This window comes from Lentzea albida, from assembly GCF_900111005.1.
Classification (GTDB): domain Bacteria; phylum Actinomycetota; class Actinomycetes; order Mycobacteriales; family Pseudonocardiaceae; genus Lentzea; species Lentzea albida.
This window is the reverse complement of record NZ_FOFV01000016.1, coordinates 201,056-219,626: the sequence shown is the minus strand read 5'-3', so window position 1 is coordinate 219,626 and position 18,571 is coordinate 201,056. Positions and strand designations below refer to the sequence as shown.

Sequence of the window (18,571 nt, the reverse complement as noted above, 5' to 3'; positions counted from 1 at the left end):
GGGTGCGTCGTGAGGTTGTCCCGACGCCAGTTGTTCACTGCTGCCGGAATCACGGCACTGACGTCCACGGGGTTCGGGACAGGACCGGCGGCGGTGGCCGCTCCTGTCCGCACGTGGTCCGGTGAGATCCAGGTCGGCGAGTGGGAGCAGTACCACCTCGGGCTCGACGGCGGCGCGCACCAGAGGGCGCTGACCGCGCTGGGCATCGCGCACCGCGACGGGGTCCGCGCCGACGAGCCGTACCTGGTCGTGCCGGTCGAGTCCGTGCGGCGGGCCGCGCTGGAGTTCGGCGACCACGCGGCCGCGGACGTGCTCCGGGCGCGCTTCGGCCTCGACTCGCCGTCGATGCTCGGGCGCGGCCTCAAGGTCGTGCTCGGCCAGGACGGCTTGGAGAAGCGCTACCTCGACGAACCGGGGTTGCAACTGCGATACATCGGACATCGGCGGCGCTTCGCGGGGTACGTGATGCCGATGCCGGCGTCGGTGCGCAAAGCGCTCGCCTGATATCCGACATATCAGAGCTGGGGCGCCACGTCCGACGCGATCTCGGTGATGTGGTCGAGGTCGGCCAGGTCGAGGACCTGCAGGTACACGCGCTGCACACCGGTCGCGTCACGCCACGCGCCGATGCGGTCGACGACCTCGGCGGGGGTACCGGCCAGGCCGTTCTCCTTGAGCTCGCCGACCTCGCGGTCGATCGCGGCGGCGCGGCGGGCGACGTCGGCGTCGGTGCGGCCGACGGCGGCGACGAGGGCGACGGAGCGGATGAGCTCCTTCGGGTCGCGGCCGATCTCCTCGCACGCGGCGTCGACGCGGGCGAACTGCTCGACGGCGGCGTCGATGCCGACGAACGGCAGGTTGAACTCGGTGGCGTAGGACGCGGCCAGCGCCGGGGTGCGCTTGGCGCCCATGCCGCCGATCAGCAGCGGGACGCGTTCCTGCGCGGGCTTAGGCAGCGCGGGCGAGTCCGTCAACGTGTAGTGCTTGCCCTCGAACGAGAACGTGCCGCCCTCCGGGGTCTCCCACAGGCCGGTGATGATCGCGACCTGCTCCTCGTAGCGCTCGAAGCGCTCTCCCAGCGGCGGGAACGGGATGCCGTACGCGGTGTGCTCGGCCTCGTACCAGCCGGCGCCGATGCCGAACTCCACGCGGCCACCGGACATCTGGTCGACCTGGGCGACGCTGATGGCCAGCGGCCCGGGGTGGCGGAACGTCGCGGCGGTCATCAGCGTGCCGAGGCGGATCGTCGACGTGTCGCGGGCGAGGCCGGCGAACGTGATCCACGGGTCGGTCGGGCCGGGCAGTCCCTCCACCGACCCCATCTTGAGGTAGTGGTCGGAGCGGAAGAAGGCGCCGTAGCCGGCGTCCTCGGCCGTCCGCGCCACCCGGAACAGGTCGTCGTAGCTCGCCCCCTGCTGGGGCTCGGTGAAGATGCGCAGTTCCACGAAGACCAAATCTAGTCGCTGGAAAACCGCGGTGCAGGAACGGCCGCGCCTTCCTGCGTGAACACCCCGCGTGCCACGAGGTGCGGGTGCGAGGCGGCTTCCTCCAGCGTCAGAACGGGGCTCACGCACGCGTCCGTGCCCGCGAACACCTCCGACCACTCGTCGCGCGTCCTGGTCAGGAACACCTCGGTGAACGTCTTGCGCAGCGACGGCCAGCAGGCGCGGTCCATCTGCGCGGGGAGGTCGTCGGCGGACAACCCCAGACCGGTCAGCAACAGGGCGTAGAACTGCGGCTCCAGCGACCCCACCGCGACGGAACGGCCGTCCGCGCACTCGTAGATCGAGTAGAACGGGCACCCGCCGTCGAGCAGGTTCGCGTCCGGCGCGTCCTCCCACACCGACTGCGCCTTCATCGACCAGATCATCTGCGCGAGCGACGCCACCCCGTCGACGATCGCCGCGTCCACGACCTGGCCGCGACCGGTGCGCTGCCGTTCCCACAACGCCGCCAGCACGCCGAGCACGAGGTAGAGCGAGCCGCCGCCGAAGTCGCCGACGAGGTTCAGCGGCGGCTTGCCGATCGCGTGCAGCACCCCGGTCACCGACAGGTAGTTGATGTCGTGACCGGCGCGCTGCGCGAGCGGTCCGTCCTGCCCCCAGCCCGTCATCCGCGCGTAGACCAGCCCGGGGTTGACCGCCAGGCAGTCCGACGGCCCGAGGCCGAGCCGCTCCAGCACGCCGGGGCGGAAGCCCTCGATCACCACGTCGGCCGACGAGATCAGCGAGAGAACGGCGGCACGGCCCTCGGCGGACTTCAGGTCCGCCGACACCGAACGCCTGCCGCGCAACAGGAAGTCGCGGGAGGCGTCCGGCACGACGGACAGGCCGCCGGACGGACGCTCGACGCGCGTTACCTCCGCGCCGAGGTCCGCCAGCAGCATGGCGCCGTGCGGGCCGGGACCGATGCCGCCGAACTCGACGACCTTCAGCCCCTCCAGGGGTGACATCAGGCTTCGGTGGAGGACACGAACGACAGGCGCGGGCTGAAGATCGCGCCGGAGGACTCGGCGAGGCCGCGCATCGCCTTGGCGTGGTTGCCGAAGTCCGGGTGCGCGAGGGCCGCGCGCAGGGCGTCGGCGCTCTCCCACAGCGCGATGTTGACGTAGGAGGCCGGGTCGTCGAGCTGGCGCGACAGCGTGTACTGGACCAGGCCCGGCTGCTCGCGCAGGAAGGCCGCCGTCTCGTCGAAGGCCTTCTCGAACTCCTCGGGGTCACCGGTGAGCGTGAAGCGGTTGACGAAGGTGATCATGACGTGGCTCCTCGGAGAAAACGGTGTCCGACTGGGGAAAACCATGCACACCGCCTCTTGAGACGTGCTCAAGGAACGCCCGCCAAGCTCGGCTCCATGCGCATCATCGATCTGTCTTCCCCCATTGACGCATCCGCGTACGAAGCGGACCCGGTGACGCACGAGGTGCTCACGGCCGCCCAGGGCGCGGAACACATGGCCGAGCAGCTCAAGGCGCGGCTCGGCATCGAGTTCGACGTCTCCGTGCTGCGGGACTCCGAGTTCCTCACGCTGGACCGGATCAGCCTGACCTCCCACACCGGCACGCACGTGGACGCGCCGTCGCACTACGGCTCGAAGACCACGTACGGCAACGGGATCCCGCGCCACATCGACGAGATGCCGCTGGAGTGGTTCCACAACCCCGGCGTGAAGCTCGACGTCCGCGGTCACGGCACCGGCGTCATCGGCGTCGAGGTGCTCGAGAAGGAGTTCGCGCGCATCGGTTACACGCCGAAGCCGATGGACATCGTCGTCCTCGACACCGGCGCGGCCGAGCACGCGGGCACCCAGACCTACTTCACCGACTACACCGGGCTCGACGGCCCCGCCACGAACTTCCTGCTGGACCTCGGGGTCAAGGTGATCGCCACCGACGCGTTCAGCCTCGACGCGCCGTTCCCCGACATCGTCAAGCGGTACCTGCAGACCCAGGACGAGAGCGTGCTGTGGCCCGCGCACTTCGCCGGCCGCGACCGCGAGTACTGCCAGATCGAGCGGTTGTCGAACCTGGAGGCGTTGCCGGACTTCGGGTTCACCGTCGTCGCGTTCCCGGTCAAGATCAAGGGCGCCGGTGCGGGCTGGACCAGGGCCGTCGCGCTGCTCGACGACTGACACCACGCGAACGTTCGTTTCGAACCCGGGCTCAAGTGAGAGCTGAATCACCGTACTTACCTTGGGAAGTATGGATGACAACGAGTTCTACCCACCGGAGTCCGAAGACCACATCGTCCGCGGCATCGATTAGTGGCGTGGCTCGGAACGTTGCCGGTGTATTCGTGCTCAGACGGGTGCGTCGTGGTGCCGCGAGGCGCCCTGCTGAGCGCGGATACGCCGCCAACGTTCTGAGTCACACCACTGAATGAACGCCAAAGAGCCGCCCTCCAGCCGGAGGGCGGCCCTTTTATGTGCTCACACCAGACGAGCGCGTGCGGTCTCGACGGAGTCGTTGGCGTCCAGCAGCGGCAGCACCTGCGAAGCGCCGTGCCGCACCGCCTTGGTGCGCCGCGCGAACGACGTCAGCGTCTGCCCGGGACCGGCCTCGACCAGCAGCACGTCGTACATCGCCAGCAGGTCGTTGAGCGCAGGTCCGAAGTAGACGGCGTCGGTCAGCTGACGCGTCCAGAACCGCGCCGACGTCGCGTCGTGCTCGGTCATCAGCGTGCCCGTGTACCCGGAGTACACCGGCATCCGGGGGGCTCGCGGCGACACGTTCCACGCCGCCAGCGCCTCGTCCACGGCGGGCTGCATCGCCGGGCTGTGGAACGGCGTGGTGGCGGGCACGGTCACGACGATGAACTCGTCCGCCTCCAGCCGGGCGCGCACCTCGGCCAGCGGCGCGTCCGAGCCGGCCAGCATGGTCTGGCGGGCGGAGTTCACGGCCGCGATCGCCACATCGCCCTGCAGGTACGGCAGCATCTCGGCCTCGGAGGCGGCCACCGCGAGCATGCCGCCGGACGGGATCGACACGGCCGACACCACCCGGTCCCGCACCAGCGACACCGCTTCCTCCAGCGAGAACACGCCCGCCAGGGTCGCCGCGACGACCTCGCCGGCGGAGTGCCCGATCAGCGCGACGGGCTTCACACCCCACGACAGGACCGTGCGCCCCAGCGCGTAGTCGATCGCGAACAGCAACGGCTGCGCGCGCGACACGTGGTCGATGTCCGCGCCGGAAAGCCAGTCGTCGCAGGCGATCGAGCCCACTTCGCCGAACAGTTCGAACACCTCGTCGACCACCGAGGTGAACACCGCGTCCGTGCCGTACAGGGAGGCCGCCATCCGCGGGTACTGCGACCCCTGCCCGGGAAACATCAGTGCTACGTCCACAAGTCCCCTCCAGAAACGGCTCGGGGGCCGTGAAGGTGACACCTTCACGGCCCCCGAGGCATGACATCACCTGTACTCGCGCACCACCATGGCGGAGTTGAAGCCGCCCTTGCCGCGGCCGAGCACCAGCGCGGCCTTGACCTTGCCGTGCCGCGCCTCGTTCATCACGAGGTCGATCTCGTACTCCGGCACCGGGTTCTCGACGTTGACGGTCGGCGGGATCGCGCTCCAGTAGATGGAGAGGATCGCCGACGCCACGTCCAGGGACCCGCCACCGGCGAAGAGCCGGCCGGTCATGGTCTTCGGCGCCGTCACCGGCACGCCGTACGGCCCGAAGATGCCCTTGATCGCCTCGGCCTCGGCCTTGTCGAGCTCGGGGATGCCCGCCGCGTCGGCGAACACCACGTCGATCTCGGAGGCGTCCATGCCGGCGTCGCGCAGCGCGAGCTCCGCGGCCCGTTTGAGACCCGGCTCCCGCGACGGCATCCGCGAGTCGAACGTCGAGGCGTACCCGACGATCTCGCCGTAGATGCGCGTGCCGGGACGCTCGGCCGCCGACTCCGGCGTCTCCAACACCATGATCGCGCCGCCCTCGCCCGCGACGTACCCGGAGGCGTCGCGGTCGAACGGCAGGTAGGCGCGCTTCGGGTTGTTGTTGCGGGACAGGCAACCCGACGCCTGGTGCGCCACCCACGCCCACGGGCACAGGGACGAGTCCATGCCGCCCGTGAGGGCCAGCTGGACGCCCTTGCGCAGCTGGCGCCGCGCGTGCCCGATGGAGTCGATGCCACCGGCCTGCTCCGACACGACCACCGCGCCGGGACCGCGCGTGCCGTGCCGGATGGAGATCTGGCCCGTGTTGACCGCGTAGAACCACGCGAACGACTGGTACGCCGAGACGTACTCGGGGCCCTGGTGCCACAGCTTCTGCAGTTCGCGCTGGCCGAACTCGTACCCGCCCGCCGTCGCCGCGGTGATGACCGCGATGTCGGTGTCCGGGATGTCGTTGGGCTGCACGCCCGCACCACGCAACGCCCAGTCCGTGCCGACCAGTGTCAGCCGCGTCATGTGGTCCGTCTGCGGCAGCAGGCGGCCCTGCAGGTGCCGCCCTGCCTCGAAGCCGGGCACCTCGCCGGCGATCTTCGCCCAGTAGTTCGCGCTGTCGAACCGGGTGATCGGCTTGATCGCCGCCTCCCCGTGCAGGGTCGCCCGCCAGTACGCGGTCGGCCCCAGCCCGTTCGGCGACGCGATGCCGATTCCCGTCACCACCGCCCGAGTCACCGGCCTGCCCCTTCCACCTTCTTGAGCACCATGGCGCTCTGGAATCCACCGAAACCACTGCCCACGGTCAGCACCGTGTTGACCTTCTTCTCGCGCGCGACCAGCGGCGTGTAGTCGAGGTCGCACTCGGGGTCCGGCTCGTGCAGGTTCGCCGTCGGCGGGATGAGGTCCTGCTCGAACGCCAGCAGCGAGCCGACGATCTCCAGGGACCCGATCGCGCCCAGCGAGTGCCCGATCATCGACTTGAAGCCGGAGACCGGGGTCTTGTAGGCGTGCGCACCCAACGAACGCTTGAACGCGGCCGTCTCGTGCAGGTCGTTCTGCTTCGTGCCCGACCCGTGCGCGTTGATGTAGCCGACGTCCGTGGCGTCCGCCCGCGCCTGCTTCAGCGCGATGTTGATGGCGTCGGACATCTCGATGCCCTCGGGGTGCAGGCCCGTCATGTGGTAGGCGTTGCACCGCGAGGCGAAGCCGCCGATCTCACCGTAGATGTGGGCGCCGCGGGCACGGGCGTGCTCGAGCTCCTCCAGCACGATGATCGCGCAACCCTCGCCCAGCACCAGGCCGTCGCGGGTCTTGTCGAACGGCCGGCACGCCGTGGTGGGGTCGTCGTTGCGGGTGCTCGACGCGCGGATCACGTCGAAGCACACCACGGTGATCGGGGAGAGCGGGGCCTCGGTGCCGCCGGTGACGACGACGTCCGCGGAGCCCTCCATGATCAGTTCGGCGGCGTAGCCGACCGAGTCGAGGCCGGAGGTGCAACCCGTGGAGACCACGGAGACCGGACCTTCCGCGCCGACCGTCCACGCCAGCTCCGTCGCCATCGAGGACGGCGTGAAGTAGTCGTAGAGGTGCGGAACGGCGTAGGACTGGTCGACCTCCCAGTACCGGCCCCGGTCGGAGCCGACGATGAACTCGCGCTCCAGCGAGGTCGTGCAGCCGACGGCGGTGCCGAGCGAGACGCCGATGCGGCCCGGGTCGAGCTGGTCGAACTCGATGCCCGAGTCGGACATCGCCTCGCGACCCGCGACGACCGCGAACTGCGCGGCCCGGTCGAGCCGGCGGATCTCCTGCGGTGTCAGGCCTTCGCGCACTGGGTCGAAATCTGCTTCTCCCGCCATGCGGGAGCGGTACGGAGACGCGTCGAAGTGCGTGATGTTGCGAGTCGCCGTACGCCCTTCGGACAGCAGTTTCCAATACGCCTTCGTTCCGATGCCACCAGGTGCGACCACGCCCACCCCGGTGATGACGGCGCGACGACTCATCGGACACCTCCAATCGCCTTCTGTGCGGACACGGTCTGCTCCAATCTCGGACAGGGCAATGGTGAGACGGCCCGATCGAGGCCACCTCGAACGACGGCGTAGGACCCCTGTACGAGCCCGGCCCCCGCATCGGCCGCGAACAACTGCTTCGCCGCCGATCCGCCGTCGTCGGGACAACCGAAACCAAGGGGCACACCGGTTTCCGCGACCGACTCGACGATCTCGCCGATCTGGTCCGGCCACAACGCGCCCGCGGTGTCGTGCAGCACCACGGTGTCCGCCCCGGCCTCCGCGGCTGTCCGCACGACCTCCAAAGCGTGTTCGGGGTCGATCAGCCAGCCGTCGAAGAAGTCCCGCGCCTCGACGACCACTCGCCGTCCGGCGCGCACGAGTTGGCGCACGGCTTCGCGGAGGACCGAGAAGCCGTGCCCCTGAACAACCACCGCCACCGCGGTCGTCTCCGCGGCGAGCAGCGCGGTGAGGTCCTCCGGCCGGCCGGAGGCGGTCAGCGTGGCGGTCCGCAACCGGAGTTCGACGGCCGCCCGGTGGTAGAACCGGCGGTCCGGCCTGCCTCCGTCGACGAACGCGACGCCGAGTGCGTCGAGGTGCCGCGCCGCGACCAGCCTGTCGGTGACGGACGAGCCGGCGCGGCGCAGCGAGATGTCGTAGAGCTCCACCCAGAACCCCCTCGCGCTTCGTCCCGTCAGAACCCCGACAGCAGCACGCGGGAGGCCTCGATCTCCTGGGCGCAGGGCGCCACGTCGGACGGGCAGCCCTTGCGCTGGTGCTCGACCGCGGCCTTCTCCAGGTACATCGACACCACGTGCAGGCCGTTGCGGCTCGCGGCACGAGCCGCCGCGGTCAACAGGTCCACACCGACCAGCCCCATCGCCCACCACCTCACAGATCAGCCGTTCTCGGCGAACTCCTTGGCGTGCCGCAGGGTCGTGAGGCTGTTCGTGCCCAACGCGTGGCGGATCAGCTCACGGGCGCGCTCGAGCGTGCCGTCCGCGCCGAGCACCTCCTGCACGACCTCGGGACGGATGACGACGGTGTGGTGCGAGGTGGCCTCGATGCCCGCCTCGATGCCGTCACCGATGTCCCGCAACGTCCACCTGCCGATGTGCGCCGCCATGATCGGCGGCGTCCTGGTCTGCTTGTAGACGATCGTGTCGTGCGGCGTGCACACCCGAACGGAGTGCGTCGTGTGGATCGAGCCGTCCGGGCTGCGCGTGTCCATCTCCATGGACTGCACGCCCGTCACGGCCTCGGTGAGGTCGAGCCGGGCGACGTGCGGCAGCCGCTGCGGCCACAGGTCCGACCGGTACAGGAACTCGTACACGTCCTTGCGGGTCGCGTGGATCGTGATGCTGTCGGAGAACGACAGCACCAGCTTGTCGTACTCGTCGCCGTACTCGGCGGCACGCTTGAGCGCCGCGAGCTCGGCGTCGCTGTTGTTGTTCACCGCCCTCAGCACGAGGTCGACGGCCTCCGGCTGGGCGACGGTGAAGTGGTGCAGGAGGTCGACGCGCGTCGCCGAGTCGGCGATCGGCGTGATCCGCCACTCCCCTCCCATCGACTTCACCGGCGCCGCCGAACGCTCCTGCTCGAACCTGACGTGCAGGTTCGCCGAGTCCAGCTCACGGCGGGACGTCCACGTGCGCACGTCACCGTTGGCGAAGGCGTGCAGCCGCAGCCGCTCGGTCGGCCCGTCGGTCTCGAACACCTCGGCGTGCACCGTGGGCCCGAAGATGTACGGCCAGCGCGTGACGTCCGCGATCAGGTCGTACACCACCTTGGCGGGGGCACCGATCATGACCGTGTGCGTGGTGGTGTGCGTCATGTCCCCGTGTCTCCGTTCTCGGCTCGGCCCGCGGTCAGGCCGCGATGTCCCCGTTGACCTTGGTCAGCAGCTGGCGCGGGGTCTCGAGGTGCGCGAGCTCGTCGTCGCCGACGGCGACGCCGTACTTGCGCTTGATCAGCGCCACCGTCTCCAGCAGGGCCAGCGAGTCGAAGCCCAGCTCGAGGAACGGAGTGTCGAGAATGTCCTGGCCGGCCTTGAACGAGTCGTCATCGCCGGCGGCCTCGTTGAGGATCTCCTTGAGACCCTCGATGGTCAGTGCGCTCACGGCTTTTTCCTTTCCTCACCGGGCGTATCCACTCGCCCCACCAGTGAGGTTGCCAGGGTGCGCTGGTAGTCCGGTGGAGGGTTCCTCGAACCCATCACCCGGAAATGCTTGGGGTGCAACGAAAAACGGCCCCCGCCACAGTGTGGCGGGGGCCGCTCGAGCGTTGGACTAGGCGAGAAGTCCTTGCAACTGCCGGGCTTCCGCGCGGTCGAGCCGCGGATCGGACGTCACGATGGCGTGCTGCAACTGCTGCAGGCGCGCGGACGGCTCGACCCCCAGCTCGTCGACGAGGGTGCGGCGCAACGCCCGGAACGCGTCCAGGGCCTGCCACTGCCGTCCCGCGCGGAAGAGCGAGATCATGTACTGCGCGCACAGGTTCTCGTTCATCGGGTTCTGCACGGTGAGCACGGAGAGCTCGCTGAGCAACGCCTTGTGCTTGCCCAGCCGCATGTCCGCCTCGATGCGCATCTCCATCACGCCGAGCCGGGACTCCTCCAGGCGCACGACCTCGACGCTGAGCGGCATGCCCGGCCGGACGTCGACGACGGCCGGACCGCGCCAGATGTCCAGCGCCGACCGCAGCAGCCTCGACGCGACCGCGAAGTCCTCCGCGTCGTAGGCGTTCTGGCCCGCCCGGGCCAGCCGTTCGAACTCGTGCACGTCGACGGCCTCTTCCGGCACGTCCAGCAGGTAGCCGCCGTAGCGCGTGACCAGCACCTCCTTGGCGCCGCTCTCGTCCGACGCGGCCAGCGCGTCCCCGATCAGCCGGCGCAGCTGCAGGATGTAGGTCTGCAACGTGGTGCGGGCGCTGCGCGGCGGGCGGTCGTCCCACAGCTCCTCGATGAGGGTCGGCACGGACACGACCGAACCCGAGTGCAGCGCGAGCAGCGCCAGGATCTGCCGCGGCTTGGCCGCCGACGGCGTCACCGATCGGCCGTTCACCTTGGCCTCGACCGGCCCCAGGACCTTGATGTGCATCGCCGTCCCCCTTCTGCTCGAACTTGAGAACCAGTGTGGTCCGCAGGTGGGGACGCCGTTAGTGCACCGGCCATCGATCTCGGGTGAGTTCTCCCCGGCGGGGGTATGAAAACTTCATACCGAGGCGCGTTAAGCGGTAACTACCAGGCCATTAGCCGAAGTCCTCATGATTACCCACGTCAACTCGGTCGCAAACATCGGAGTTCAACATGTACCCCACCGCCACCGTGGAGCAGCTGGTTTCCATCACCGCCGTCGACGACTCCGCCGACGTGAAGATCTACGAGTTCGACCGTGAGTCCTCGGCCGACTTCCTGCCCATGAACTGGTGCGCCACCTCTCCCGGCACCCGGTCGTTCGTGAGGTACGAAGAAGTCCTCGCGGCATGAGAGAGGACCTGGCCGAGCCGGATGCGCGACGCATCGGGTTCAAACGGCACCTCCGGCCGCAGATCGTGCGGGGCGAAGCCGTGTACCTCTTCGGGGAATCCGGGGTCACGGCGTTGCAGGGCCCGCACGTCGAGACGCTCGCACTGCTGCTCGACGGCACCCGCGACCTCACGGCGCTGCTGCGCGACGCATCCGCCGACCTGACCTCGGACCAGGTCGAACGCATGCTCGCCCGGCTCACCGCGGCGGGCCTGATCAGCTGCAGGGGCGCGGAGGACGTTTCGGCCGACATCGAGGCCTCACTCGCGTACTGGGACGCGGCCGGCCTCGATCCCGCGGACGCGGTGGCGGCGACAACGACGTCGCTCGTCTCCGTCGTCACGATCGGCGACATCGACCGCGACGCGGTCGTGGACGCGCTGCACCGCAACGGACTGGCGGTCACCTCGGGGAGTGGTGACCTGACGGTCGTGGCGTGTGCGGACTACCTGGCTCCCGAACTCCGCGAGCTCGACGCCGCGCACCGGGCCGCCGGTACCCCCTGGCTGCTGCTCAAGCCCGTCGGCGCGCAGGTGTGCGTGGGTCCCTTCTTCACGCCCGGCGACGGCCCGTGCTGGCGGTGCCTCGCCACGAGGCTGTCGGCCAACCGGTCGGCGGAGGCCCACGTGCGGGCGCGGTGCGGGGAACGCGGTCCCGCACCCCGCGCGACCATCGGGCTGCCGTCGCTGCGGGCGACCGCGCTCGAGATCGCCTCCGTCGAGGCGGCCAAGTGGCTCGCGGGCCTGCGCCAGGACGCGCAGCGGTCCATCTGGAGCTACGACAGCCTCACCATGAAGGTCGCGCAGCACGAGGTGCGGGTCCGCCCGCAGTGCCCCGGCTGCGGGGACCCGGAGGTGGTCGCACGCAGGGCGTTCGAGCCCGTCCGGCTGGAAAGCCGCAGGAAGCGCTCCTGTTCCGGCGGCGGCCACCGGTCCGCGTCGCCCCAGGAGGTGCTCGACACCTACCGGCACCTCGTCGGCCCGCTCACCGGGATCGTGCGGGACATCCGCCGCAACACCACCGGACCCGCGTTCTTCAACTCCTTCTGGTCCGGCTCGAACATCGCGGCCGACGGCGAAGGGATCGAGGGGCTGCGTTCGTCACTGCGGACGGAAACCGGCGGCAAGGGCGTGACGCCGCTCGACGCCGAGGTCGGCGCCCTGTGCGAGGCGGTGGAACGGCGCAGCGGCACGTTCTGCGGCGACGAGGCCCAGGTGAGCGGCAGCTACCGGTCGCTGGGCGACCGGGCGGTCCACCCCGGCGCCGTGCAGCTCTACGACCCGCGCCAGTTCGCCGGCAGGGACGCCTGGAACGCGGCCCACTCGAAGTTCCAGCACGTCACCACCCCGTTCGACGAGGACGAGGTGATGAGCTGGACCCCGTACTGGTCGCTCACCGAGCAGCGGCACAGGTACCTGCCCACCGGCATGTCGTACTTCGGCGCCCCCTGCCCGCCGAGCGTCACGGCGAACTCCAACGGGTGCGCCGCCGGCAGCAGCCTCGAGGACGCGGTGCTGCAGGCGCTGCTGGAACTCGTCGAACGGGACGCCGTCGCCATCTGGTGGTACAACCGCACGCCGGTGCCGGGTGTCGACCTGGACTCGTTCCGCGACCGGTGGATCGACGAGTGCCGTGAGGTGCACGCCGGTCTCGGCCGCGAGGTGTGGCTGCTCGACGTGACCGCGGACCTCGGCGTGCCCGTGATGGTGGCCCTGTCACGGCGCACCGGCGGCGGCCGCGAGGACGTCATGCTCGGCTGCGGCGCGCACCTGGACCCGCGGATCGCCGCACGCAGGGCGCTCACCGAGCTGAACCAGTGCATGCCGATGGTCTGCGGCACCGCCGGCCTGGACTCGTTCGACACCGACACGAGAACCTGGTTCGAGCAGACCCGGGTCGCCGAGCAGCCCTGGCTGGTACCCGATCCGGCCGTCGCACCGCACGACGCGTCGCACCACGACCACCAGCACCGCGACGACCTGGCCGACGACATCCGCGGCATCCGGGACGCCCTGGAGGCACGCGGGATGGAGGTGCTCGTGCTGGACCAGACCAGGCCCGACCTCGGTCTCCCGGTGGTCAGGGTCGTCGTGCCGGGGCTGCGCCACTTCTGGTCGAGGTTCGCTCAAGGGCGCCTCTACGACGTGCCGGTACAACTGGGGCGACTGAACCGGCCACGCCGGTACGACGAGCTCAACCCGATCCCGTTGTTCATGTGACCCACCTGCCGGAGCGGAGCAGCGCCGTGGTGCCCACGCAATCGCACGTCCCGACGGGACGCCCGCTGTGGTCGTTGCTGGAGGACGCCTTCGTCGACGAGAGCTCCGAGCACCTCACCGTGCACGGCAGGTGGGGCGCGATCCAGCTCGCGGACACCAGCCCGGTCGTGCGGGAGGCGTTGCACCGCATGAGTCTCGGGCCCGTCGCCCTGGAGAACATCTCCGCGCTGCACGAGAACTTCGTGCGGTGGAAGACCGGCGGCGGACCGTGCCTGATCTGGCGCAAGCTGAAGAACACGCTCGACCAACTGGGTGGATGTGTCGTGCCGTCGCTCGGCATGGACGACGGCGCCGGCCCCATCCTGTCCGTCGTGGCCGTGACCGGGGACGCCGTGTTCACGCTGCCGCACATCGGCGACCACGAGACCGTGTCCATGCGGCCGGGCACCGAGATCGAGCGGCTCAACGGCGACCAGGCGCTGACCTGCGGAGGACGCCAGTACCAGGTGATCCTGCACAGCGCGCCCGCGACGGAGATCGCGAAGTCCCTGCTCGACGGCGAGACCACCATCGCGCACATCTCGGACGCGTTGCACGTCAGCAGGACGCTGGTCGCGGACGTCGTCGCTTATCTCGCCGGTGCGCAACTCGTCGTCCCGAGGTGTTGATACGCCGCCATGTTGCTCCGTTCGAGGTCCGCGAAACGCGAGATTTCCCAGGAAGCGCCCGTATCATGGCCGCGTCCAGACCCTCGCGTGGGAGCTGCTGCTGTGACACTGCGACAGGAACGCTCATCCGTGTCCCGTCGCTTGGCGTACGTCGTGATCAGCGTCGTGTTCGCCAACTACCTCGGCAACGCCTTCTTCTACGTCCTGCAGGCCGGCGTCACGCCGGTGCGGGTCGTCGGATCGCTTGCCTGCCTGTTCTCGATCGGGTACCTGCAGCTGCGGGTGTTCTCGCGGCCGGGGGCCGATCTGCGGTCGGTCAGGGCGTACCTGGCACTGGGCGCGATGGCGTTGCTGGTCTTCGTCCCCGTCCTCTACTTCCCCAACGCGTGGTCCGGCATGCCGGGGTTCTTCGCCGGCAGCGCGTTGCTCGTCCTGCCGGGACGCGTGCGGTGGTTCGTGTTCGCCGCGGTGGCGCTCACCAACGGCGGGATCAAGTACCTGTACGTCGCGAACCTCGCCGAGCTCGCCTACTACGTGCTGACACCGGTGGTCTCCGGCCTGGTCGTCTACGGCCTGTCCCGGCTGCCGACGCTGGTCAGGCAGCTGGAGACGGCCCGCTCCGAACTGGCCGAGCTCGCGGTGTCGCAGGAGCGGCTGCGGTTCGCCCGCGACCTGCACGACCTGCTCGGCTTCAGCCTGTCCGCGATCACGCTGAAGGTGGAGCTGGCCCGCAAGCTGGTGGGGCAGCACACCGAACGCGCGCTGCGCGAGCTGACCGAGATCCTCACCATCGCCCGCGAGGCGTTGAAGGACGTCCGCGCCGTGGCGTCGAGCTACCGCGAGCTGTCGCTGACCGACGAGGTGGAGTCGTCGCGGTCGGTCCTGGCCGCGGCGGGGGTCGCGACGACGATCGAGTTCGACTGCGGTGAGCTGTCGCCGCGCTCGCGGACGGTACTCGCGACGGTGCTGCGCGAGGGTGTGACGAACCTGCTGCGGCACAGCGACGCGACCCGCTGCTCGATCAGGATCTCCGGCGACGCGCACCGGGTGTCGATCGACATCGTCAACGACGGCGCTCCCGGCGAGACCACGACCGGCAGGGGCAGCGGCCTCACGAACCTCGCCACCCGCACCAAGGGAATCGGCGGGTCCCTGTCCGCCCAGTCCTCCCCGGACGGCACCTACCGGCTGCACGCCGAGGTGCCGGTCACCCCCGCGCCGGAGGAACCGGCGGGCGAGCGCGGCACGGCGGGCCTGCCGATCCCGACGCGGTTCGCGCACGTGCTCGTCACGTCCGTGGTGGTCGGGTACGGCCTCATGGCGGCGACGCTGTCGTTCCACGACTACGAGCTGCTCGGACCGTTCGGGATCGCGGTCGCCCTGGTCAGCATCGCCGGCATGATCGCCCTGGTGCTGGGCCTCGTGAGCCGTCCGCAGGTCCACCTGACCCCCGCGCGGACGGCCGCGGTGCTCGGCGCGCTCGCGGTCTGCGTGTACGTGCCCCAGTTCGTGTACGGCAGCCCGTTCATCGGTCTGCCCGGCTTCATCGCCGGGTCGGCCGCGCTCCTGCTGCCCCGTACCGCGGGCTGGGTGGGGTTCCTCGTCGTCGTGGCCGGCCAGGGCGTCGTCTTCAGCGTGCTCGGGCAGGACGCCGTGTACGTCGCGTGGGGAGTCATGGCCGCGATGAACCACGGCCTGGTGCTGTACGCGCTGGCCCGGCTGCGGTCCATGGTGAGCGAGCTGCACGAGGCGCGCGAGGAGCTAGCGACGGCCGCCGTGACGAAGGAGAGGCTGCGGTTCGCCCGCGACCTGCACGACCTGCTCGGCTACAGCCTGTCCGCCATCACGTTGAAGAGCGAGCTCACCCACCGCCTGCTCACGATCGACCCCGGCCGCGCCCGTCAGGAGCTCAGCGAGGTGCTGGACATCTCCCGGCAGGCGCTCGCGGACGTGCGGTCCGTGGCGCTGAGCTACCGCGAGCTGTCGCTGGACGAGGAGACCCAGTCGGCGCAGGCGCTGCTGTCGGCGGCCGACATCGACGTGACCGTGCGCATCGACTCGTGCGACGGGCTGCCGGTCGACGTGCGGGTGACGCTCGCGACGGTGCTGCGCGAGGGCGTGACGAACCTGCTGCGGCACAGCAAGGCCGAGCGCTGCGAGATCGTGCTGTCGAGCTCACCTCGGCTGGTGACGATGGACATCATCAACGACGGCATCCCGACGATGGACCGGAACTCGCGTGACGGCAGCGGCATCGGGAACCTGACGACGCGCGTGGGGGCGTTGGGCGGGAGCCTGGACGCCGGTCCGACGTCGGACCGCACGTTCCGCCTGCACGCCGAGATCCCGCTGGGCAGCTGAGCGGTGTCGCGCGGAGGTCCGGCGCCTCGCGGCGCCCTCTCCCGCTGCCTGCTCAGATCCAGCCGGCTTCTTCCGCGATCCGGATCGCGTCCACCCGGTTGCGGCCGTTCAGCTTGGTGATGATGGTCGTCATGTAGTTGCGCACGGTCCCGGTCGACAGCGACAGCGCCACGGCGATCTCCGGCGCGTCCGACCCGGCCGCGGCCAGGCGCAGCACCTCGAGCTCGCGGTCCGTCAGCGGGCACTCCCCGCGGTCCCAGGCGGCGAGCGCCAGCTGGGAGTCGACCACGCGCTTGCCCGCCGCCACGTCGCGGATCGCGCCCGCGAGCTGGCCGGGCGGGGCGTCCTTGAGCAGGAACCCGTCCACGCGGGCCGCCAGCGCCTTGCGCAGCGTGCCGGGGCGGCCCAGCGACGTGAGCATGAGCGTGCGGACCGACGGCATCGTCTCCCGGATCTTCGCGGCCGCGCTCAGGCCGTCGAGGACTGGCAGGTCGATGTCGATCACCGCCACGTCCGGTTTGTGTTGCCGCGCCATGGGAAGGATCTTGTCCCCCGAGCTCACCTCGGCCACGACTTCGATGTCCGGTTCGAGGTTGAGCAGCGCGATGAGGGCACCGCGCACCATGTGCATGTCCTCGGCCAGCAGAACCCTGATCATTGCGCCCCTCCGGCGAGAACCATATCCCCCGGCGTTCAGGCCGCGCTCGACGCCGCGTCGAGGCGCACCGGCAACGGTGGTGGGGACCTGCCTGCGAAAGGGATCCCGCCATGGAACGCAGCGTCAACGTCTCCGTCGTCTACTACTCGTCCACCGGGACGATCCACCGCATCGCCACCGAGATCGCCGAGACCGCGGAGAAGGCGGGAGCAGAGGTCAGGCTGGTCAGGGCGGCCGAACTCGCGCCCCAGGCCGCCGTGGACTCGCGTCCGGCGTGGGCCGAGCACCTCCGGCAGACCGAGGACGTGCCGGTCGCCCAGGTCGAGGACGTGCTGTGGGCCGACGCGGTCCTGTTCGGCACGCCCACAAGGTTCGGCAACATGTCCGCGCAGCTCAAGCAGTTCATCGACACGCTGGGTCCCGCGTGGTTCCAGGGGCGCCTCGCGAACAAGGTGTACAGCGCGTTCACGTCGGGCGGCAGCACGCACGGCGGCATGGAGACCACGATCGTCTCCATCCACAACATGGTCTGCCACTTCGGCGGGATCATCGTGCCGCCGGGGCTGAACGAGAACCCGTACGGCACATCTCACGTCCTGGGTTCGGATTCCAAGCCGGTGGGCGAGGTCGCGCTGCAGTCCGCCCGCGTGCAGGCCGACCGGGTCGTGCGGGTCGCCCGTGCGCTGAAGGAGGTCTGAGTGCGCGTCGAAGGCATCTACCTGCGGGGCAACGGGATCCGCCTCCCCGCGACGCTGAGGGTGCAGGACGCGATCGACTCCGGCGAGTGCGAGCCGAAGCTGGTCGCCCGCACGGACGTCACCAGCGTCGCCTACTCCCCCGACGAGTCGGCGGCCGAGATGGGCGTCAAGGCGGCCCAGCAGGCACTGGCGCGGGCCGGCAGCACCGGGGACGACGTCGAGCTGATCCTGCACGCCACCACCTACCACCAGGGCCAGGACCTGTGGCCGGTCGGCAGCTACATCCAGCGCGAGACCGTGCGCAACAACTGCCTGGCGCTCGAGATCCGGCAGATGTCGAACGGCGGCATGGCCGCGCTGGACCTCGCCGTGCGGTACCTCAGCCCCGGTCGTGACGCGTTGCTGACCACCGCGGACCGGTTCTGCCTGCCCGGCATCGACCGGTGGCGCACCGACCCCGGCACGCCCTACGCGGACGGCGCCAGCGCGGTCGTCCTGTCGCGGCGAGGCGGGTACGCGCGACTGCTCTCCCTGGCCATCAACGCGGACTCCGATCTCGAGCCGCTGCACCGCGGCGACGAACCGATGGGGCTCGCGCCGTTCTCGCACCGCATGCCGGTGGACTTCGAGGCCGCCAAGAACTCGTTCGCCAGGCAGTACGGGCTCTCGTTCGGCATCAACCGCGCCAACGCGGGCCAGGCCGCCGCCGTCGAGGAGGCGCTGGCGGACGCGGACATGAAGATAGGTGACGCGGACTGGGTGGTGCTGCCGCACTTCGGCCGGCGCCGCCTCGACGTGAACTACCTGCGCCCGTACGACATCGACACCTCGCGCACGACGTGGGAGTGGAGCCGCACGGTCGGGCACCTCGGCGCGGGCGACCAGTTCGCCGGGCTCGGGCACCTGGTCGACACCGGTCAGGCCCGTCCGGGGCAGCGCGTCGTGCTGTTCGGCGTGGGCGCCGGGTACAGCTGGGGCTGCGCCGTGCTGGAGATCGACGCGAAGCCGTCCTGGGCGGCCTGACCGCCGCTCAAGTGAGATGCC

General features: G+C 70.2%; 20 protein-coding genes. 8 read left to right on the top strand and 12 right to left on the bottom strand.

Translation table 11 applies throughout. The features are described from left to right. The first annotated feature begins 93 nt into the window (after nt 1–93). On the top strand, nt 94–504 hold the full coding sequence (locus BMY74_RS33350) for a hypothetical protein (RefSeq protein ID WP_089922478.1): 411 nt from the start codon (nt 94–96) through the stop codon (nt 502–504). Between the two features lie 11 nt (nt 505–515). Here the strand turns inward: BMY74_RS33350 and BMY74_RS33345 are convergent, their stop codons facing one another. Genes BMY74_RS33345 through BMY74_RS33335 form a run of 3 tightly spaced genes read right to left on the bottom strand, consistent with a single transcriptional unit; the run spans nt 516 to nt 2,754 of the window. Further along, nucleotides 516–1,445: an LLM class F420-dependent oxidoreductase gene (locus BMY74_RS33345; RefSeq protein WP_089922538.1), complete on the bottom strand. Its 930-nt coding sequence runs from the start codon at nt 1,443–1,445 to the stop codon at nt 516–518. Nucleotides 1,446–1,456: 11 nt separating this feature from the next. Beyond that, a complete protein-coding gene (locus BMY74_RS33340; protein WP_177230049.1) occupies nt 1,457–2,455 on the bottom strand; it encodes a CaiB/BaiF CoA transferase family protein in 999 nt (332 codons plus the stop codon). Next, nucleotides 2,452–2,754 (bottom strand): antibiotic biosynthesis monooxygenase family protein, encoded by a 303-nt coding sequence (locus tag BMY74_RS33335; protein WP_089922476.1) that lies wholly within the window; start codon nt 2,752–2,754, stop codon nt 2,452–2,454. Before BMY74_RS33335 ends, BMY74_RS33340 begins: the two co-directional genes overlap by 4 nt. A gap of 96 nt (nt 2,755–2,850) precedes the next feature. Here BMY74_RS33335 and BMY74_RS33330 point away from each other — a divergent pair, with 96 nt between their 5' ends. Beyond that, nucleotides 2,851–3,627: a cyclase family protein gene (locus BMY74_RS33330; RefSeq protein ID WP_089922475.1), complete on the top strand. Its 777-nt coding sequence runs from the start codon at nt 2,851–2,853 to the stop codon at nt 3,625–3,627. A gap of 297 nt (nt 3,628–3,924) precedes the next feature. Here BMY74_RS33330 and BMY74_RS33325 read toward each other — a convergent pair whose 3' ends face one another. The 8 genes from BMY74_RS33325 to BMY74_RS33295 all read right to left on the bottom strand — a co-directional run bounded on the left by BMY74_RS33325 (nt 3,925) and on the right by BMY74_RS33295 (nt 10,495). Next, nucleotides 3,925–4,842 (bottom strand): acyltransferase domain-containing protein, encoded by a 918-nt coding sequence (locus BMY74_RS33325; protein ID WP_143091794.1) that lies wholly within the window; start codon nt 4,840–4,842, stop codon nt 3,925–3,927. Between the two features lie 66 nt (nt 4,843–4,908). Next, entirely contained in the window at nt 4,909–6,123 is a 1,215-nt protein-coding gene (locus BMY74_RS33320; RefSeq protein WP_089922473.1) for a ketosynthase chain-length factor, read from the bottom strand. Then, complete coding sequence (locus tag BMY74_RS33315) at nt 6,120–7,388, bottom strand: beta-ketoacyl-[acyl-carrier-protein] synthase family protein (protein ID WP_089922472.1); 1,269 nt, start codon at nt 7,386–7,388, stop codon at nt 6,120–6,122. Before BMY74_RS33315 ends, BMY74_RS33320 begins: the two co-directional genes overlap by 4 nt. Beyond that, nucleotides 7,385–8,065 (bottom strand): beta/alpha barrel domain-containing protein, encoded by a 681-nt coding sequence (locus BMY74_RS33310; protein WP_177230044.1) that lies wholly within the window; start codon nt 8,063–8,065, stop codon nt 7,385–7,387. Before BMY74_RS33310 ends, BMY74_RS33315 begins: the two co-directional genes overlap by 4 nt. A 26-nt stretch (nt 8,066–8,091) precedes the next feature. Further along, nucleotides 8,092–8,277 carry a hypothetical protein gene (locus BMY74_RS45370; RefSeq protein ID WP_177230043.1) on the bottom strand — a complete coding sequence of 62 codons (186 nt, stop codon included), beginning with the start codon at nt 8,275–8,277 and terminating at the stop codon, nt 8,092–8,094. A gap of 18 nt (nt 8,278–8,295) precedes the next feature. After that, a complete protein-coding gene (locus BMY74_RS33305; RefSeq protein ID WP_089922470.1) occupies nt 8,296–9,231 on the bottom strand; it encodes an aromatase/cyclase in 936 nt (311 codons plus the stop codon). Between the two features lie 34 nt (nt 9,232–9,265). Next, the gene (locus tag BMY74_RS33300) at nt 9,266–9,517 is read right to left on the bottom strand and encodes an acyl carrier protein (RefSeq protein ID WP_089922469.1); all 252 of its coding nucleotides are present in this window, start codon (nt 9,515–9,517) and stop codon (nt 9,266–9,268) included. Nucleotides 9,518–9,685: 168 nt separating this feature from the next. Next, nucleotides 9,686–10,495 carry an AfsR/SARP family transcriptional regulator gene (locus BMY74_RS33295; RefSeq protein ID WP_089922468.1) on the bottom strand — a complete coding sequence of 270 codons (810 nt, stop codon included), beginning with the start codon at nt 10,493–10,495 and terminating at the stop codon, nt 9,686–9,688. Between the two features lie 209 nt (nt 10,496–10,704). Here BMY74_RS33295 and BMY74_RS33290 point away from each other — a divergent pair, with 209 nt between their 5' ends. The 4 genes from BMY74_RS33290 to BMY74_RS33275 all read left to right on the top strand — a co-directional run bounded on the left by BMY74_RS33290 (nt 10,705) and on the right by BMY74_RS33275 (nt 16,171). After that, complete coding sequence (locus tag BMY74_RS33290) at nt 10,705–10,884, top strand: hypothetical protein (protein ID WP_089922467.1); 180 nt, start codon at nt 10,705–10,707, stop codon at nt 10,882–10,884. Further along, the gene (locus tag BMY74_RS33285) at nt 10,881–13,142 is read left to right on the top strand and encodes a TOMM precursor leader peptide-binding protein (RefSeq protein WP_089922466.1); all 2,262 of its coding nucleotides are present in this window, start codon (nt 10,881–10,883) and stop codon (nt 13,140–13,142) included. Before BMY74_RS33290 ends, BMY74_RS33285 begins: the two co-directional genes overlap by 4 nt. A 26-nt stretch (nt 13,143–13,168) precedes the next feature. Continuing rightward, nucleotides 13,169–13,810, top strand: a complete 642-nt coding sequence (locus tag BMY74_RS33280; RefSeq protein ID WP_143091792.1) for a hypothetical protein — start codon at nt 13,169–13,171, stop codon at nt 13,808–13,810. Nucleotides 13,811–13,939: 129 nt separating this feature from the next. Further along, nucleotides 13,940–16,171 carry a sensor histidine kinase gene (locus BMY74_RS33275; protein ID WP_177230042.1) on the top strand — a complete coding sequence of 744 codons (2,232 nt, stop codon included), beginning with the start codon at nt 13,940–13,942 and terminating at the stop codon, nt 16,169–16,171. A gap of 52 nt (nt 16,172–16,223) precedes the next feature. Here the strand turns inward: BMY74_RS33275 and BMY74_RS33270 are convergent, their stop codons facing one another. Continuing rightward, the gene (locus BMY74_RS33270; RefSeq protein ID WP_089922463.1) at nt 16,224–16,829 is read right to left on the bottom strand and encodes a response regulator transcription factor; all 606 of its coding nucleotides are present in this window, start codon (nt 16,827–16,829) and stop codon (nt 16,224–16,226) included. 110 nt (nt 16,830–16,939) lie between these two features. Between BMY74_RS33270 and wrbA the strand changes: the two genes are divergently transcribed. Both wrbA and BMY74_RS33260 read left to right on the top strand, forming a co-directional pair. After that, on the top strand, nt 16,940–17,527 hold the full coding sequence (gene wrbA / locus BMY74_RS33265; RefSeq protein ID WP_089922462.1) for an NAD(P)H:quinone oxidoreductase: 588 nt from the start codon (nt 16,940–16,942) through the stop codon (nt 17,525–17,527). Beyond that, entirely contained in the window at nt 17,528–18,550 is a 1,023-nt protein-coding gene (locus BMY74_RS33260) for a ketoacyl-ACP synthase III family protein (RefSeq protein WP_089922461.1), read from the top strand. Nucleotides 18,551–18,571 lie beyond the last annotated feature (21 nt).

Excerpts from the sequence above, each read along its gene's own strand:
- BMY74_RS33335 (WP_089922476.1), bottom strand. The coding sequence starts at position 2,754 with ATGATCACCTTCGTCAACCGCTTCACGCTCACCGGTGACCCCGAGGAG.
- BMY74_RS33330 (WP_089922475.1), top strand. The coding sequence starts at position 2,851 with ATGCGCATCATCGATCTGTCTTCCCCCATTGACGCATCCGCGTACGAA.
- BMY74_RS33315 (WP_089922472.1), bottom strand. The coding sequence starts at position 7,388 with ATGAGTCGTCGCGCCGTCATCACCGGGGTGGGCGTGGTCGCACCTGGT.
- BMY74_RS45370 (WP_177230043.1), bottom strand. The coding sequence starts at position 8,277 with ATGGGGCTGGTCGGTGTGGACCTGTTGACCGCGGCGGCTCGTGCCGCG.
- BMY74_RS33305 (WP_089922470.1), bottom strand. The coding sequence starts at position 9,231 with ATGACGCACACCACCACGCACACGGTCATGATCGGTGCCCCCGCCAAG.
- BMY74_RS33295 (WP_089922468.1), bottom strand. The coding sequence starts at position 10,495 with ATGCACATCAAGGTCCTGGGGCCGGTCGAGGCCAAGGTGAACGGCCGA.
- BMY74_RS33290 (WP_089922467.1), top strand. The coding sequence starts at position 10,705 with ATGTACCCCACCGCCACCGTGGAGCAGCTGGTTTCCATCACCGCCGTC.
- BMY74_RS33285 (WP_089922466.1), top strand. The coding sequence starts at position 10,881 with ATGAGAGAGGACCTGGCCGAGCCGGATGCGCGACGCATCGGGTTCAAA.
- BMY74_RS33270 (WP_089922463.1), bottom strand. The coding sequence starts at position 16,829 with ATGATCAGGGTTCTGCTGGCCGAGGACATGCACATGGTGCGCGGTGCC.
- wrbA (WP_089922462.1), top strand. The coding sequence starts at position 16,940 with ATGGAACGCAGCGTCAACGTCTCCGTCGTCTACTACTCGTCCACCGGG.